This is a genomic window from Lacticaseibacillus zhaodongensis, assembly GCF_009687905.1.
In the GTDB taxonomy this organism is placed as follows: domain Bacteria; phylum Bacillota; class Bacilli; order Lactobacillales; family Lactobacillaceae; genus Lacticaseibacillus; species Lacticaseibacillus zhaodongensis.
In genome coordinates, this window is sequence record NZ_BLBG01000007.1 from 63,929 (window position 1) to 79,188 (window position 15,260).

Consider the following 15,260-nt stretch of genomic DNA (forward strand, 5'->3'; position numbering starts at 1 on the left):
TGTGATTGCTTGTCAATCCGTTAACGTGAGGGCCCGCGGTGGATGCTATTCCACGCGGGTTTTTGTGTTTCTGGACTGGCAAAGTCAATCGAATTAAGGTGGCACCGCGGTTAATCCGTCCTTAATCTATCTGTACCCGTTGTGGGCACAAATAGATTAGGAACGGATTTTTTTGTTTATCAACATCCCCACATTCACGAAGGAGGCATTTTCAAATGCAAATACCAAGCAAATTCAACTTTCACAACGCAACTAAACCATCAATGCCCACCCTGAGTGCACGATGGCAAACGCAGTAGGCACGAAACAAGTTACTGCACGCAACAATCAACCACCGGAGGATATTAATCATGGACACTAAAACAAAAGCACAATACACACCCGAAGATTCAATGAAGAGCGGTAGCTACATGGAATACGGCGGCCAGTACCTACCAGAAATTTTGCTTCCCGAAATTCAGCGGGTTGCCAAGGCCTACAAGCAGTACAAGGATGATCCCGAGTTCCTGAACGAATTCCACACCCTGCTGCGGGACTACGCCAACCGGCCATCGCTGCTCTACTACGCCAAGAACATGACGGAGGACCTGGGTGGCGCCAAAATTTACCTCAAGCGTGAGGATCTGAACCACACCGGGGCCCACAAAATCAACAATGTCATCGGCCAGGCCCTGATTGCTAAGCGCATGGGCAAGACCCGCCTCATCGCCGAAACCGGCGCGGGCCAGCACGGGGTCGCAACGGCCACCATCGCCGCCCTCTTCGGCATGAAGTGCGAGATCTTCATGGGCAAAATGGACACCGACCGCCAGCGGCTCAACGTTTTCCGCATGGAATTACTCGGCGCAAAGGTGCACCCAGTTACCAGCGGCACGGCCGTTTTGAAGGACGCCATCAACGCGGCGCTGCAAGACTACGCAGCCCACAGTGAGGACACCTTCTACGTCATCGGGTCCGCGGTTGGCCCACACCCCTACCCCGCAATGGTTCACGACTTCCAAAGCGTCATCTCCAAGGAATCTAAGGAGCAGATCAAAAAAGTTGAGGGCCGCCTGCCTGACTACGTAGTTGCCTGCGTCGGCGGCGGTAGTAACGCCATCGGGAGTTTTGCCGAGTACATCGAGAATCCCGAAGTTAACCTGATTGGTGCCGAAGCGGCCGGACACGGCGTCAACACGCCCGACACCGCCGCCACCATGCAGCGCGGCACGACCGGGATTTTCCACGGCATGAAGTCCCGCTTCCTCCAGAACGATGACGGCCAGATCAACCCGGTTTACTCCATCTCCGCCGGTCTTGATTACCCCGGCGTCGGCCCGGAACACGTCGCATTAATGGACTCCGGCCGCGCTCAGTACGTCGCCATCACCGATGACGAGGCTGTCAACGCCTTCGAGTACATTGCTAAAGAGGAGGGCATCGTCGCCGCCATTGAAAGCTGCCACGCGGTCGCTGAAGTCATGAAGCTCGCACCGACCCTCAGCAAGGACAAAATTATCATTTGCACCCTGTCCGGCCGTGGCGACAAAGATGTTGCCTCAATCGCCAAGTACCGCGGCATTGAGCTGAACGAAGACTAAGGAACACTAAAAAAGAGGAAATCATCATGATTAAAGAAGCCATTAAGCAACTCGCAAACAAAGAGGATTTGACCTTGGACCAGACCAAAGCCGTCGTCAACGAAATCATGGACGGCAAGTGCAGCGATGCCGAAACGGCGGCGCTGCTCACCGAAATGCACATGCTCGGTGAAACGCCGGATGAAATCGCCGGTGCCACCACCGCAATGCGCGCCCACGCCTTACCGTTTAAGGCCGGTGAGGATGTTCTCGAAATTGTTGGCACTGGTGGTGATCAGGCTAGCACCTTCAACATCTCAACCACGTCCGCATTCGTGGTTGCCGGTGCCGGTGTGCCCGTCGCTAAGCACGGCAATCGCGCCGCGTCTTCCAAGAGCGGTGCGGCCGACGTTCTCGAAGCACTCGGTGTGAACCTGAACGTCACCCCCGCCGTTTCAGAAGCGGCCCTGACCAGCAGTAACATCTGCTTCATGTTCGCCCAGGAATACCACCCTGCAATGCGTTTCGTCGGCCCCGTCCGCAAAGAACTCGGGATTCCAACCATCTTCAATTTGCTCGGACCCCTCACCAACCCGGCCCACGCTCGCAACCAGCTGCTCGGTGTTTACAGCGCCGACCTACTCGAACCCCTCGCTAAGGTTTTGACCAAGGTCGGCGTCGAAAACGCGATGGTCGTGCACGGCGACGACGGCCTTGATGAGGTGACCCTGACCGGCGTAACTGAGGTCCTAGAAGTCCGCGGCCAGAAGTTCACCCGTTACAGCATCACCCCGGAGCAGTTTGGCTTTAAGCGCGCCCAGTCCGCCGACTTGGTGGGCGGCACACCGGCAGAAAATGCCCAGATCACCCGCGATATTTTGAACGGTGCCCAGGGACCCAAGACCGACACCGTGCTGCTAAACGCCGGCTGCGCACTGCACGTCGCCAAGCCTGAACTCAGCATCGCGAATGGCATCGACCTAGCCCGCGAAAGCATCGCCAGCGGCAAGGCCAAGGCAGCCCTGGACGGTTTGATCCGCGCAACCACCGAGGCGGTGTCAGCATGATTCTCGATGACTTAGTCGCCGTAACCAAGCGGCGCATGCAAAAGGAACAGGCAGAAATCACGCCCGCCAAAATGCGGGAACTGGCAGTAGCGGCCCCAAAGCCGGACCATGCCGCCACGCTGCGGGCGCTACGTAGAGACGGCGCGCGCATGCACGTGATAGCTGAAGTCAAAAAAGCCTCCCCTTCTAAAGGGTTGATTGCCGCCGCTTTTGACCCGGTCACCATCGCCAAAAGCTACGCAGTCGCCGGCGTTAACGCTATTTCCGTCCTCACCGAGCCCGATTACTTCCGCGGCGACATCAAGTACCTGGCGGCCATTCACCAAGCCGTTAATTTGCCGCTGCTACGCAAGGACTTCACCATTGACGACTACATGATCTACCAGGCCCGCGCGAATGGAGCCAGCCTGATCCTGCTCATCGTGGCAATTTTGAGCAAGGAGCAGCTGCGTGATTACTTGCAACTAGCACGTGAACTGGACCTGGCCGCCATCGTTGAGACCCACGACGAGACCGAGCTCCAGACCGCACTGGCGGCCGGAGCCGAGATCATCGGCATCAACAACCGCGATCTGCGCGACTTCACGGTCGACCTGAACAACAGTGTTCAACTCAGCAAGTTGGTTCCAGCCGACAAAATCGTCATCGCCGAAAGTGGCATCAAGACCGCGACCGCGGTGCAGGAGCTCGCCGCCGGTAACATCGACGCCTGCCTGATCGGCGAAGCATTCATGCGCGCAGACGATAAAAAAGCCGAACTGACCAAGCTGTTCGGCAAGCCAGTTAGCTAAGGGGGCTTAAGCATGACGGCAATCAAAATATGCGGGCTCATGACGGCAGCCGACGTTGCGGCCGTTAACCAGTACCAGCCCGATTACGCCGGCTTCGTCTTCGCGCATGGCCGCCACCAGTTGACCGTACCCACCGCTAGCAAGCTAATCCAACAGCTGGACGCGAACATTACTCCCGTCGGCGTCTTCATGAACAACGACATCGACCTAATTCTGGCTGCGGTGCACGCCGGCATCAAAATCGTGCAGTTGCACGGTAGTGAGCCGGACGCAATCATCGCCCTGCTCCAGGAACGCGGCGTTAAGGTAATCCGTGTGTTTAAGGCCCCACTACCGCAAGTTGCAGACACTCCCGCTGACTACGCAATGCTCGACGCTGGTGCCGGCAGCGGCCACAAGCTGGATTGGCAAAATTTACCGTCTAGCAACAAACCAATTTTCCTGGCTGGCGGCATCACGCCGGCCAACATAGACAAGGCAATCACCACCGTCCACCCCTATGCCGTCGATGTTTCCAGCGGGGTCGAAGCCGCCGGCAAAAAGGATCCGGCCCTGATTGCGGCCATCATCGCCAGCGCGCACAAGCATTAACTCAAGAGAGGAATTTTAAATATGAGCAAACTATCCGCAATTTTTAACAACAACAAGGCATTCATCCCCTTCATCGTCGCTGGGGATCCAGACAAAGGAACCACGCTCGCCAACATCCGCGCCCTCGACAAGGGCGGCGCCGACATCATCGAGCTCGGCATTCCGTTCTCCGATCCAGTCGCTGACGGGCCGGTTATCCAGGCGGCTGATGTCCGCGCGTTCAAGGGCGGCATCAGCGTTGCCGAGATTTTTGACATCGTAGCCGAGGCGCGCAAGTTCACCAAGACGCCAATCGTCTTCCTGACCTACGCGAATATTCCTTTCCGTTACGGTTACGACGCATTCTGCGCCCGCTGCAGTGAACTCGGAGTCGCGGGTTTAGTTATCCCCGACTTGCCGCATGAAGAACAGGGCGAGATCCTGCCGAGTGCGACCAAGTACGGCGTCGACATCATTAACCTCATTACACTCACTTCCGGCGACCGCGTGCCGATGCTCGCCCGCAACGCGCAGGGCTTCATCTACGTGGTCAGCTCAGAGGGTGTTACTGGCACCCGCGAAGAATTCGATCAGCGCCTGAGCAAACTGCTCGCCGATATCCACGCGCAGACTGACACCCCTGCGGCAATCGGCTTCGGCATCCACACGCCGGAACAGGCAACGGCGATGGCCAAAATCAGTGACGGGGTTATCGTGGGCTCCGGTATTGTTGACCTAGTGGGTAAGTACGGCAAGGACGCACCCGAACATATTGAAAGTTACGTGGCGTCCTTGAAGAAGGCAACTGCACTAGCTGGTTAATAATTATTGATTTGAACTGCAGTTTAACTAACACAAAGAATCCGTTACTGGCCCATTCACGTCAGTAACGGATTCTTTTATACTAGCGGTAGAAATTAAATACATCTATTGACGGTTGCGCCAACGTTCCCGGGCCTGTTTGTCCCGGTAATGCGTATCAAGCTCAAGCAAAATAATTGAACAGACAGCATTAGCGACAATTACATACCGCGGCCAGTCAAACAGTTCAGCCAGCACCCAGACCACCCCGAACACCGTACTAATAATTCCAGCATCTTTCTGCGTATTCGGAACATCTCGTGTTTGCCAAGCCCTAATCAAGGCAATGATACAAGCAATCACTGTCATGATTGTGATGATGTTAGGTTGCATAAAATGTCCTCCTGCTATCTGTGTGTTGAACTACTACTTGCCGAATTTACGCCTGCGCGCAATCACCTTCCGTACCGGATACTGGACGGCAACTACCAGCGCCACAATGGCTAATGACGGCAGGTACTTCACCGCATCAACTCCGTAATACGGCTGCATTCTGAACACCGCTAATAACGCCAAGATCGCAAATTCGCCCAGATACTTCAGGCCCTCGTTCTTGCCTTTCAAAGCAGCCGTCCTCCTTTAATCGCCTTATTTGGATACCCAAGCCAACTTTTCACCCTGTAATTAATTACAGAAACAGCATAGGGCGGTGCGTACACAATGTCAATGCATAATTGTAACCACAATAAATAAATACAGCTAAGCTCATTTTCAATTGTTCTAACGGTCTTCAAGCGCTATCATGATGGTAAATGGACTCAAAAGGAGGTTGCATCTTTGCAATTACTCACCAAACGGGAGCTACAAATCATGAACACCTTGTGGCACGCGGATAAAGCTCTGTCCGCTAAAGATATCAGCACACTAGCACCAGAAATCAGTATGAACACAATTCTGTCCGTACTGCGCAAATTACTTAAGCAGAACATCATCAAAACCGATTCAATCGCGATGAGTGGCAGTACTTTGATGCGGAAATACGCCCCGGTACTTCAGGAATCCGCTTATTTAACGTCTGCGGCCTCTGACAAGGCCCTCCACGAAATCGTCACCGGCTACATTGATGATCAAGATAGCACCGAGGATTTAGATGCACTGGAAAAACTAATTCAGCAGCGCAAGAATAAACTGAAATAGCTCTGGGGGCCTGCACAATGGAACTTTCAGTATCATCAGTTTTATTTTCGGTAGCTGTGGCAAGCATCCTGATTGTGATCACGGACCTGATCTTACTCACTAAAGCGTCCTACAAGACCTTCCGGGTGGACTTCTTATACGCGCTGATCATCATCTCTGCGTTGCGCCTGATTGTGCCAATCGGGTTTCTGCACACGAAGACGCTCACGTCCAAACACATCCTGCCAGTCTTCTACGAATTCGGCCACCACCAGTTGACCATCGCCAAAGCCGCTCACGTATCAACTTTCAGGATCATGGCCGCCATTTGGATTGCCGGTAGTGTTGTCGCAGCCTTCCTATCGCTCCGGTCACTATTACGCTCACGCCGTTTAACGCAGACGTTAATGGCAACGGGGCAAAGAATCTATCCAGACAAAATTCCGGCTAGTGTTGCTGTGTATCGCATTCGCGCTAACTGTACGCCCTTCGTTAGTGGCGCGCGCCACCCCGTGATTTTCTTGCCTGACTTGAACCTATCTGCCGTAGAACGTGCAGACATTCTGCAGCACGAATACCAACACATTCGCAACCACGATATTCTGCAGAAAATAACCATGAGTTTGTTGGTTTGCGCCTACTGGTGGTTTCCCCTCGTCTACCTATTACGCAAGGAATTAGCAATCATCATTGAACTACACGTTGATGCCCAGGTTGTGAAGAACATGTCTGCAGAAAAGGGTACCGAGTATCTGGAGACGCTGCTGACAACCACCAAGAAATTGCGGAACAGCGCCCCGGAGCAAACCATTGCTTTTCCGAGTACCAGCGGCTTCGCAGACATCAACCACAATGTGTTACAGCGGCGAATTGAGTTTCTACTGGAGGATCACCAATTTCGCAGCACCAGCCTGCTACTAATTGCGATAATAATTGTGCTACCCTATGCGGCAAGCTCCGTCATCATTGAACCTGATTATGTTCAACCCGGCAGCGAAGCTAGTAAAACCTATGCAATCACTGACCGGTCAAATTCCTATATTTTGCACACAAAGGGATTCTACTATCTGATTATCAACGGCCATAAGCTGGGTAAAGTAACCCAGCTGCACTCGCCAGCACTGAAGGGCATCCCAATTAGAAATAAACCTTAATATAGCTTTTTGAGGACTGTCCTAGTCCTCTTTTTTTGCAACAAAAAACCTCCCGAGTATGCTCAGGAGGTCCATCAAATGAATTCTAGTAAATTTTAAACTTGTTCAGTGGCCAGTAGCGCAACACCACTACCGACTGGATGTTCTGCTTCTTGATGAAGCCAAACGCGCGGCCGTCATGGGACACGTAACGGTTGTCCCCCATCACGAAGTACGAACCCTTAGGCACTGTTGAGCGGTGCGTGCTGGCTTGCGTCTTGAGGTCAAAGTCGTTCGTAAACTTCATGTCGGAAACGTTCTGGCCGTAAATGGTGGCGTACTGCTGGAGCTCCTTGTTAATGAAGCTCTTCTTCAGGTACGGTTCCGCCTGCTGCTTGCCATTGACGTACAGCTTGTCGTTCTTGCTGGAGACCGTGTCCCCGGGCATCCCGATGACCCGCTTGATGTACAGCTCGTGATCCTTCAGGGGAACGACCTTACCGTTGTAGTAGAGGTTACCGTTGTGCTGACTAATATCGGCATCGGTGGCCCCATTCTTTTGCAAGAACTGCTGGCTCACCTTGTCCGGCGCGTAGAGAACAACGATTTCGTTGCGCTTGATCTGTTTATGGCGCAGTGAGAAGAGCCGATCTTTGTCCATCAGTCCCGGCTCCATTGACGGGCCAGACACTTGATCCTTGCTCAGAACAAAAGTCATCAGCCCCGCCGTGGCGGCGAATACCACCACGAACAATGCGACGAGTTCAACGATAAACTTCCAGTTACTCGTTTCTTTTTCTCTCAAAATCTTGCCTCCATGCGGGTTATCTGTGCTGATAATACCATATTCAGCAGCGCTGACCCAATTGATTCTACGCCTTGACCCATAATTTAGCCATTACTTAGCGATTACGAATCATTACAGGGTCGCGGCGTCCTGCTTCTTGTTGCCCCGCGCCCGCAGTGCGTAGAGGATGGTCGTGGTGTCGACAAGTTCTTGAAGCAATGCCCCCACCATTGCCGGAATCACGCCGAAGCTGGCGATCAGCATCAGCACGATACAAATCGCGATCCCGATCAGTACGGCTTCGCGGGCGATGCGCATCGTGTCGCGAGCAATCTTAACGGCCGTCGCCACGTGGCCCAAGTCGTCACGCAAAATGACCACATCAGCCGACTCGCTGGCCGCCGTGGCGCCGTGTGCACCCATGGCGATCCCGGCGTCGGCAGCACTGAGAGACGGCGCATCGTTGACCCCATCCCCGACCATGATAACCGGGCGTTTGTCCTTAGGTACATCGCGCAGCACCTTGATTTTGCCCACTGGCAGTTGTTCCGCGTAGACCTGATCGATGCCGACGGTCTGGCCAACACTTTCAGCAATCGGCTTGCGGTCACCACTGATCATCATCAAGTTGGCCACCCCCAATTCGTGCAGGTGGCTCATCGTTTCCTTAGCTTCCGGCCGGATGACATCGGCGAAGGCCACGTAACCAGCGTAGTGCTGATCAATATTCACGTACACGGCCGTCACGTCAGTTTGCGGCTCAATGCCCGCAAATCTGGCGTTCCCGACGCGCACCGTGTGCCCTTGGACTTCAGCCTGCACCCCGCCACCAGTCTCTTCAGTAACATTCGTTGCGGGCGGCAGGTTCTGCGGCGCAGCCGCTTGCAGCGAGCGGGCGAGAACGTGCGCGGACTGGTGCTCGGCTGCGGCAGCCACCGTCAACAGTTCCTCCTTGGAGTAACCCGCGGCGGGCACGACATCCTTCACTTCCAGCACCCCGCGCGTGATGGTCCCGGTTTTATCGAAGGCTGCGGTCTTGGCGGCCGCCAGCTTCTCGATGACCGCCCCGGACTTCACAACGATGCCGGCACGGCTGCAGCGGCTCATCCCCGACACGAGCGCGATCGGGGCCGCCAAAATCAGCGGGCACGGCGAGGCCACGACCAGAACTTCAGCTAGCCGCACCGGGTTACCCGAAACCGCCCAAGCCACCCCAGCAATAATGTAGGAAACCAATGTGAACGGCACGGCGTACCGGTCTGCCATCCGGACAAATGGGGCCGGTTTAGAGATGGATTCCTTAACTAGGGCAACGATTCCTTGGTACTGACTATCAGCCGCAGTCGCATCGGCCCGCACCGTCAGCGCGCCGGAGCCGTTAACGGTCCCCGACATGATTTTGGAACCCACTGTCTTGTCTAAAGGCCGGGACTCACCGGTCAGGCTGGATTCATCAACGCTACTACTACCGGTGAGGACGGTGCCGTCAACCGGGACCACTTCACCGGGCCGCACCAGCAGCTCGTCACCGACCACAATGTCTTCCGCCTTCACGTCTTCGGTGTGGCCATCGCGTAGGCGGTGCGCCCGCGTTGGCGTTGCCGCCAGCAGACTGCGCAGCTCCCCGTTAGCCATGTGGGCCGCGTAATCTTCCAGCGCGTCCCCACCGGTCAGCATCAGCAGCACGATCAGCGCCGCCCAGTACTCGCCAACCGCCACGGTCGCAACCACGGCCGTAATTGCGAGCAGGTCGACCCCGAACTTGCCGGAGCGTAAGGTTTGCACCATGTCCCAGAACATGAGCAGGGCGAGCACGATGCTGATCCCGCTGATCAGCCAGCGGGCCCACAAGTGCTGTCCCAGGCCAAAAGCCAATATGAGCGCTACGATCCCAGTCGTTAATACCAGGATCAACCGCCAATACGTCTTGAATAATCGCTTCATCGCAATTAACCTCCCTTACCCTTATGCCCGGTGACAATTGCATATCCGGCGCTTTTAGATGCTTTAGTCTAATTTTAACCTCTTCACGCGCTAATTCCTAATTCGATATGAACCAAATCTGGAATTTTTTCTGCAAATGAACACAAAAAATCCACATTTACTCTCTAAAGTTTACAATGTGATATTGAAAGTAAATTCTGTGCCCTTATTAACAAATTGTTTTGGAGGAGAAAAAAGAATCGTGGCAAACGCACAAGCAAAGAAAAAGAAAAAGCCCTACCTATATGAGGTGGACCTGATGCGGGTCATCTTCATCTTCGGAGTCCTGGCCAATCACGCCACCACCGCCGTCACCACGCCGATGAAGACGGATTCCGTTCCTTACATAATCATGCTGGCATCGCACCTCATCCTGCACTTCACGCGGATGGGCTTCATGTTTATCTCCGGCTTGGTCCTATTTCTGCAATATTATCACCGTAAAAACAACAGCTGGCCGGCATTTTGGGTAAAGCGCTACAAGGGTTCAGGGATTCCCTACGTGCTGTGGAACTGCATCTACACCCTCTTCGTCGCCGTTGCTGCCCAGCAAACGCTGACCATGACGCAGTGGGGCCAGCAGGTCTGGCAGCACCTACTCCACGCGGACGGCTTCTACATGTACTACCTGCTAGTCATGTTCCAGCTGTACCTGATTTTTCCACTTCTGGTCAAGCTGTTCAAAAGTCTGAAAACCACGCGTAACCACCTCTGGCTGCTCGGAATCAGTGCCCTGGTGCAATTACTGTTCCTATTTTGGGCGAAATATCGCTTCCCATATATCGACCACACCGGCTGGCCCTACATGTTTGCCAACTACGGTAACTTTATCGGTTCTTACCAGTTCTACTTCCTCGGCGGGGCCTTCGTCTCCATTCACTACCAGGAGACCATCGCCTTCCTGCGTAAGCACCACCGCGCAATTTACTGGCTCACGGCGCTGCTCGCTGTCGGCACCCAGGGCCTGTACCAGTTCAACGTGAAGGTCCTCGGGCTCACCCGGCACTACGCCGAGCTCATTCACCAGCCCTACCTCTTCGTTTACGCCACAATGATGGTACTCACCGTGTTCCTGCTCAGCCTAGAATACGCCAAGCGCCGCACCCGGCCGCACTGGCAGTGGTTCGCCAAGTTCGTGGCCCTGTCGTCCAAAATTTCCTTTGGGATTTACTTAGGGCAGACCGTTGCCCTCACCTTCGTCACCAAGTGGCTCAGCCTGCAGCATTTTGGTGACTGGCAGCTACTATTCATGGCCCCAGTGGTTTACTTGGTCGCCCTAGGCTTTACCTGGCTAATGTGCTTCTTCTTCTACAAGGTCCCACCATTCGGCATCCTGATTGGCCGGCCCCAAGGAGTTATCAAACGGATTCTTAAACAACTAAGCAAGAAAGAGGTTCCCGAAAATGACTAGATTGACTGATGAATTACATGCAGAGCTCACAAGGCGCGGTTTCGACCGGGTCGTTAAGGACGAGGAGCGCGGCCAGTGGTTCACTGGCGCCGACATCGAGCACGACGTTAGACTCCTGACCCAAGCTTTGCGGGCCGCGAACATTGGCCGCGATGACGTGGTGTTCATGTCCCTGCAAAACTCCGCCGTCTACCTGCCGATCAACCAGGCCCTCTGGTACATGGGCGCAACGATCCACCCCATTGCCCCATCAACTGGTAACGACGGCCTGGTCGCTGACTTCGAGGAGTTCAACTACCCGGCAATGTTGCTGGACGCAGCCCGCGCCGCGGCTTTTGACCGGTTCGACTACATCAAGCAGACCAAACTGGACGGTCTATTAACGTTCCCCGGGTTAATTTTGCTGCAAAACACCCGGCACTCGCAGCCGGCGAGCCACGCTGAACCGACTGAAGAAACGCTTGGCATGATTCTGAACACCTCTGGCACTACCGGCAAGCCGAAGCGCGTCGGGCTGACCCACAAAATGATGATCATCGCCGCCCACGACGACCTGGAAAGCCACGAGCTGGTGCCGAGTGACACCGTCTTGATCGTGATGCCGATGTTCCACATCAACGCCCAGCTCGTCCTGGTGCTCTCGAGCTTCCTGGCCGGGGGCAAAATGGTCATCGCCCCGAAGTTTTCGGCCCGCAAGTTCTGGCCCGAAATTCTGGACAACGACGTCACCTGGTCCTCAGTTGTGCCGACTATCGTTACGATTTTGCTCAAGAACGAGCGGGCCAACGCGGCGTTTCGGCCCGAGCACAAGCTGCGCTTCATTCGCTGCGCGTCCAGCATGCTGACGCTGGGCCACCACCGCGAATTCGTCGAGCGTTTCGGTGTGCCGATTCTGGAAGGTTACGGCATGACCGAATCCTGCAGCCAGTGCACCCTGAACCCGCTGCGCGCAATCAAGCGCGGGTCCGCGGGCAAGCCTTACAAGACCGATGTGGCCATTGTTAGTGGCGACCGCTTCGTGCAGACCCCCGACGTCCACGGCCAAATTGCTGTTCGCGGCGACCACGTCATCACCCACTACCTCGACCCCCACCCTGACGCCTTCAAGGACGGCTGGCTGCTGACCGGCGACTTGGGCCACTTCGACAAGGATGGCTACCTCTTCGTTGAGGGCCGCTCCAAGGACATCATCAACCACGGCGGCGAGAAGGTCAGTCCGGCCCACGTTGCCAATGTCATTGAGGAACTGGATTTTGTCCGCAACGTGACCGTTGTCCCCGTGCCCGACGAAATCTACGGCGAAGCAGTCGCGGCCGCGGTCATTGACGGCAGTCAGGACCCAGCAGTCCACGCCGAGCACCGCGCCGCAATCAAACAGATTACGGAAGAGAAGTTGGCCAAGTACGAGCGGCCGACTCAGGTGTACTTCGTGGACGCATTCCCACTGAATCCAACTGGCAAAATTTTGCGGCCCCAGCTGAGCAAAATCGTCACGGCGATGAGCGAGAACTAGGAGAAAGACATGGGCAAATACTTCAAACGCGCTTTTTACACCATCTTCCTGCTCTTCATTGCCGGCGTCGCCATTTGGGGCTACACCCTGACCAAATCTAAGGGCGACAAGGGACTAGAAACCATTACGATTGGTTACCAGGCTGGGGACCCGATCGATATTTCGAAAGCCCACGGGCAACTCGTCAAGAAGATGGCCGCCAAAGGTTACCGCATCGTCTTCAAGGAATTCCAAAACGGTGCGGCGGAAATGGAAGCCATGTCGTCCGGAACGATTGATTTTGCCCGCACCGGGGACACACCGCCAGTGACCGCCGCCGCCAACGGGACCAAGCTGTCACTGGTTGCGGCCGGTTCGTCCAAGTCCAATGGTAGTGGGCTCGTCGTCAAGAAGAACAGCTCCATTAAGGCAATCAAGGACCTCAAGGGAAAGAAAATTGCCTACACCACCAACACTAGCTCCCAATACATGGTGCTGAAGGTCCTGAAGCAGGCGGGTCTGTCCACGAACGATGTGAAGTTGATGGACATGTCCCAGTCGGCCGCAGCAGTGGCTTTTGCCAAGGGGAAGGTCGACGCCTGGGCCAACTGGGATCCGTCCACCGCACAGGCTGAGCTCACCTACAAAGGCCGCATGCTCGTTAACGGGACCAAGGTCGATGTGAACAACCGCGACGTCCTGATTTCCGGCCAGTACGCCAGCAACCATAAAACCGCGACCCAGCTGCTGATTCAGTACCTCAGTGAGGACATGGATTGGGCCAACACGCACAAGAGCAAGCTGGTGACCTTAATGAGCAAGAAACTCAAGCTCTCGAAGGCGGTCGTTTCGCGGATGGTCAACCGGCGGATCTACAAGTTCAGCGCCATGACGACCGAAACGACTAATGAGGAACAAGCCATCGCGGACCTGCTTTACCAAGAGGGCATCACCAAGAAGCACATCACGATGAGCGATTATGTGCTGAACCTGAACTAAAGGCATTTACACACTAATAAGGAGGTAGGGTCGCAGTCGACCCTACCTCCTTTTAGTTAACCCTAGTTTGCTGATTGCAACACGCGCCCCACTTGGTTCGCCGTGTACTCCAAGTTTGCGGCCGTGTGCATTAACATTTCGGCATGGCTTTCATCCCCGCGGCCAATGGTAAATGCCGCAGTGATGCCTAGCTGTTGCACTCCCGCGTGGTCAACCGCACCGCACAGGGCGATGATTGGCGCCTGACTGTTTACGGCCACCGCATGCTGCTTGATACCACTGATTACCTTACCCGCCGCAGATTGACCGTCCAGCTTACCTTCGCCCGTCAAAATGTAATCTGCCCGCTGCAGCTCAGTATCTGCGTGCAGCACATCAAGAACATAGTCGATTCCCGGAACGATCTGCCCGTGCAGCGGCCCGGCAATGGCGGCACCCAAGCCACCGGCAGCACCGGCGCCATGAACCACGCGGGTGGCGGCAGGATAGATTCGGGTCAACTGCGCATCCAGCCAGTCCTGCTGCGCCGTAGTCAGTCCCTTTTGCGGGCCGAAAACGTGGGCGGCACCGTGCGCACCGGTCAGGGGGTTTGTGACATCGGCCAGAGCCGTCACGGTCATACCAATGTCAGGACCAGCAGTCAGGGCCGTCACATCCGGCAAGCAATCGGGCGTAAACGGCCGTTTGCTGCCAACCTGCCAGCCCAGCGCCTGCAGCATCCCCAAGCCGCCGTCACTCGTTGCGGAACCACCAAGGGCAATTACTGCATGGCGTGCACCATTGCCGCGCGCTGCAAGCAACAGCTCCCCAATTCCGTAGGTGCTGAGCTGGAGCGGTTCAGCATTGCCAACGTAATCAGCAAAGCCCACCACGTCCGCTGCCTGAATGAAGGCGGTCTGGGTACTAACCTGCAGGTAATACGGAGCGTTAATGGCTCTGCCGTCTGCACCTGTCACGGTGGTCATGACCTTTTGCAACTGCAGCGGTTTCTGCAAATTAATGATTGTATTCTCGCCGCCATCGCCGACCGGCAGCTGCACGATGGTCGCGCTTGGCATCGCGGTAGCAATTCCCCGCGCCATTGCCGCCGCTACATCAACCGCGGCTAAACTCCCCTTGAACGAATCTGGCATGATCAGTATGCGCATTTTGTGTGCCCCCATTAGTTGTCTGCTTCGTACCAATTGTAACGCCGCTCCGAATCCCACCGCCAGCGCTTGCACTTTTCAGCAAAACATAACGCAAGTGGCCCCCTGAAATTTTGCCAAGTACCTGCTTATGATTAAAAAAGTAGTTTGTAACAAACGGACATATTTGTAAGCGCCTAATACGTCTGTAAGATGACACGCAATGATTTTGCTGCGGCTTTTAGAACTTAATTATAAAAAACATTTGTTAGTTAAACCGTGCTTGGCCCCTTTAAAATAGAAAAAGCGGTTGCCGTTGCCGTTATTTAACGTCTGTGACTAAAAAAGTTTTACTTTTTTACAG

At 55.0% G+C, this 15,260-nt stretch carries 15 protein-coding genes; 10 read left to right on the top strand and 5 right to left on the bottom strand.

The window, feature by feature from the left end; genetic code table 11:
- Positions 1–392: 392 nt before the first annotated feature.
- From trpB to trpA, 5 genes are read left to right on the top strand one after another with little or no spacing between them, the layout of a single operon-like run.
- On the top strand, positions 393–1,580 hold the full coding sequence (gene trpB / locus GN107_RS06790) for a tryptophan synthase subunit beta (protein ID WP_371863480.1): 1,188 nt from the start codon (positions 393–395) through the stop codon (positions 1,578–1,580).
- A 26-nt stretch (positions 1,581–1,606) separates the two neighbouring features.
- Entirely contained in the window at positions 1,607–2,626 is a 1,020-nt protein-coding gene (gene trpD / locus GN107_RS06795; RefSeq protein ID WP_155286976.1) for an anthranilate phosphoribosyltransferase, read from the top strand.
- Positions 2,623–3,417, top strand: coding sequence for an indole-3-glycerol phosphate synthase TrpC (gene trpC, locus GN107_RS06800; RefSeq protein ID WP_155286977.1), 795 nt, complete (start codon positions 2,623–2,625; stop codon positions 3,415–3,417). The genes trpD and trpC overlap by 4 nt, the downstream gene beginning before the upstream one ends.
- A 12-nt stretch (positions 3,418–3,429) precedes the next feature.
- Positions 3,430–4,008 carry a phosphoribosylanthranilate isomerase gene (locus GN107_RS06805; protein ID WP_155286978.1) on the top strand — a complete coding sequence of 193 codons (579 nt, stop codon included), beginning with the start codon at positions 3,430–3,432 and terminating at the stop codon, positions 4,006–4,008.
- A gap of 21 nt (positions 4,009–4,029) precedes the next feature.
- Positions 4,030–4,809: a tryptophan synthase subunit alpha gene (trpA, locus tag GN107_RS06810; protein WP_155286979.1), complete on the top strand. Its 780-nt coding sequence runs from the start codon at positions 4,030–4,032 to the stop codon at positions 4,807–4,809.
- Positions 4,810–4,914: 105 nt separating this feature from the next.
- Here trpA and GN107_RS06815 read toward each other — a convergent pair whose 3' ends face one another.
- Positions 4,915–5,181 (bottom strand): hypothetical protein, encoded by a 267-nt coding sequence (locus tag GN107_RS06815; RefSeq protein ID WP_155286980.1) that lies wholly within the window; start codon positions 5,179–5,181, stop codon positions 4,915–4,917.
- Positions 5,182–5,214: 33 nt separating this feature from the next.
- A complete protein-coding gene (locus tag GN107_RS06820; protein ID WP_155286981.1) occupies positions 5,215–5,412 on the bottom strand; it encodes a hypothetical protein in 198 nt (65 codons plus the stop codon).
- A gap of 213 nt (positions 5,413–5,625) precedes the next feature.
- Between GN107_RS06820 and GN107_RS06825 the strand changes: the two genes are divergently transcribed.
- Positions 5,626–5,985: a BlaI/MecI/CopY family transcriptional regulator gene (locus GN107_RS06825; RefSeq protein WP_155286982.1), complete on the top strand. Its 360-nt coding sequence runs from the start codon at positions 5,626–5,628 to the stop codon at positions 5,983–5,985.
- A gap of 17 nt (positions 5,986–6,002) precedes the next feature.
- Positions 6,003–7,118, top strand: a complete 1,116-nt coding sequence (locus GN107_RS06830) for a M56 family metallopeptidase (RefSeq protein ID WP_155286983.1) — start codon at positions 6,003–6,005, stop codon at positions 7,116–7,118.
- A gap of 85 nt (positions 7,119–7,203) precedes the next feature.
- Here the strand turns inward: GN107_RS06830 and lepB are convergent, their stop codons facing one another.
- On the bottom strand, positions 7,204–7,902 hold the full coding sequence (gene lepB, locus GN107_RS06835) for a signal peptidase I (RefSeq protein WP_269057689.1): 699 nt from the start codon (positions 7,900–7,902) through the stop codon (positions 7,204–7,206).
- 114 nt (positions 7,903–8,016) lie between these two features.
- A complete protein-coding gene (locus GN107_RS06840) occupies positions 8,017–9,828 on the bottom strand; it encodes a heavy metal translocating P-type ATPase (RefSeq protein ID WP_155286984.1) in 1,812 nt (603 codons plus the stop codon).
- A gap of 241 nt (positions 9,829–10,069) precedes the next feature.
- Between GN107_RS06840 and GN107_RS06845 the strand changes: the two genes are divergently transcribed.
- Genes GN107_RS06845 through GN107_RS06855 form a run of 3 tightly spaced genes read left to right on the top strand, consistent with a single transcriptional unit; the run spans position 10,070 to position 13,769 of the window.
- A complete protein-coding gene (locus GN107_RS06845; protein ID WP_230678568.1) occupies positions 10,070–11,278 on the top strand; it encodes an acyltransferase in 1,209 nt (402 codons plus the stop codon).
- Complete coding sequence (locus GN107_RS06850) at positions 11,271–12,791, top strand: AMP-binding protein (RefSeq protein ID WP_155286985.1); 1,521 nt, start codon at positions 11,271–11,273, stop codon at positions 12,789–12,791. The genes GN107_RS06845 and GN107_RS06850 overlap by 8 nt, the downstream gene beginning before the upstream one ends.
- A gap of 9 nt (positions 12,792–12,800) precedes the next feature.
- Complete coding sequence (locus tag GN107_RS06855) at positions 12,801–13,769, top strand: aliphatic sulfonate ABC transporter substrate-binding protein (protein WP_155286986.1); 969 nt, start codon at positions 12,801–12,803, stop codon at positions 13,767–13,769.
- 62 nt (positions 13,770–13,831) lie between these two features.
- On the opposite strand, the gene GN107_RS06860 is transcribed toward GN107_RS06855, so the two are convergent.
- On the bottom strand, positions 13,832–14,917 hold the full coding sequence (locus tag GN107_RS06860) for a glycerate kinase (RefSeq protein WP_196246275.1): 1,086 nt from the start codon (positions 14,915–14,917) through the stop codon (positions 13,832–13,834).
- Between the last annotated feature and the right edge of the window lie 343 nt (positions 14,918–15,260).

What these genes read in the sequence shown, in the direction of transcription:
- GN107_RS06805 (WP_155286978.1), top strand. Translation starts at nt 3,430, where the DNA reads ATGACGGCAATCAAAATATGCGGGCTCATGACGGCAGCCGACGTTGCG.
- GN107_RS06815 (WP_155286980.1), bottom strand. Translation starts at nt 5,181, where the DNA reads ATGCAACCTAACATCATCACAATCATGACAGTGATTGCTTGTATCATT.
- GN107_RS06840 (WP_155286984.1), bottom strand. Translation starts at nt 9,828, where the DNA reads ATGAAGCGATTATTCAAGACGTATTGGCGGTTGATCCTGGTATTAACG.
- trpC (WP_155286977.1), top strand. Translation starts at nt 2,623, where the DNA reads ATGATTCTCGATGACTTAGTCGCCGTAACCAAGCGGCGCATGCAAAAG.
- trpD (WP_155286976.1), top strand. Translation starts at nt 1,607, where the DNA reads ATGATTAAAGAAGCCATTAAGCAACTCGCAAACAAAGAGGATTTGACC.
- GN107_RS06860 (WP_196246275.1), bottom strand. Translation starts at nt 14,917, where the DNA reads ATGCGCATACTGATCATGCCAGATTCGTTCAAGGGGAGTTTAGCCGCG.
- trpA (WP_155286979.1), top strand. Translation starts at nt 4,030, where the DNA reads ATGAGCAAACTATCCGCAATTTTTAACAACAACAAGGCATTCATCCCC.
- GN107_RS06855 (WP_155286986.1), top strand. Translation starts at nt 12,801, where the DNA reads ATGGGCAAATACTTCAAACGCGCTTTTTACACCATCTTCCTGCTCTTC.
- GN107_RS06830 (WP_155286983.1), top strand. Translation starts at nt 6,003, where the DNA reads ATGGAACTTTCAGTATCATCAGTTTTATTTTCGGTAGCTGTGGCAAGC.
- GN107_RS06850 (WP_155286985.1), top strand. Translation starts at nt 11,271, where the DNA reads ATGACTAGATTGACTGATGAATTACATGCAGAGCTCACAAGGCGCGGT.
- trpB (WP_371863480.1), top strand. Translation starts at nt 393, where the DNA reads ATGAAGAGCGGTAGCTACATGGAATACGGCGGCCAGTACCTACCAGAA.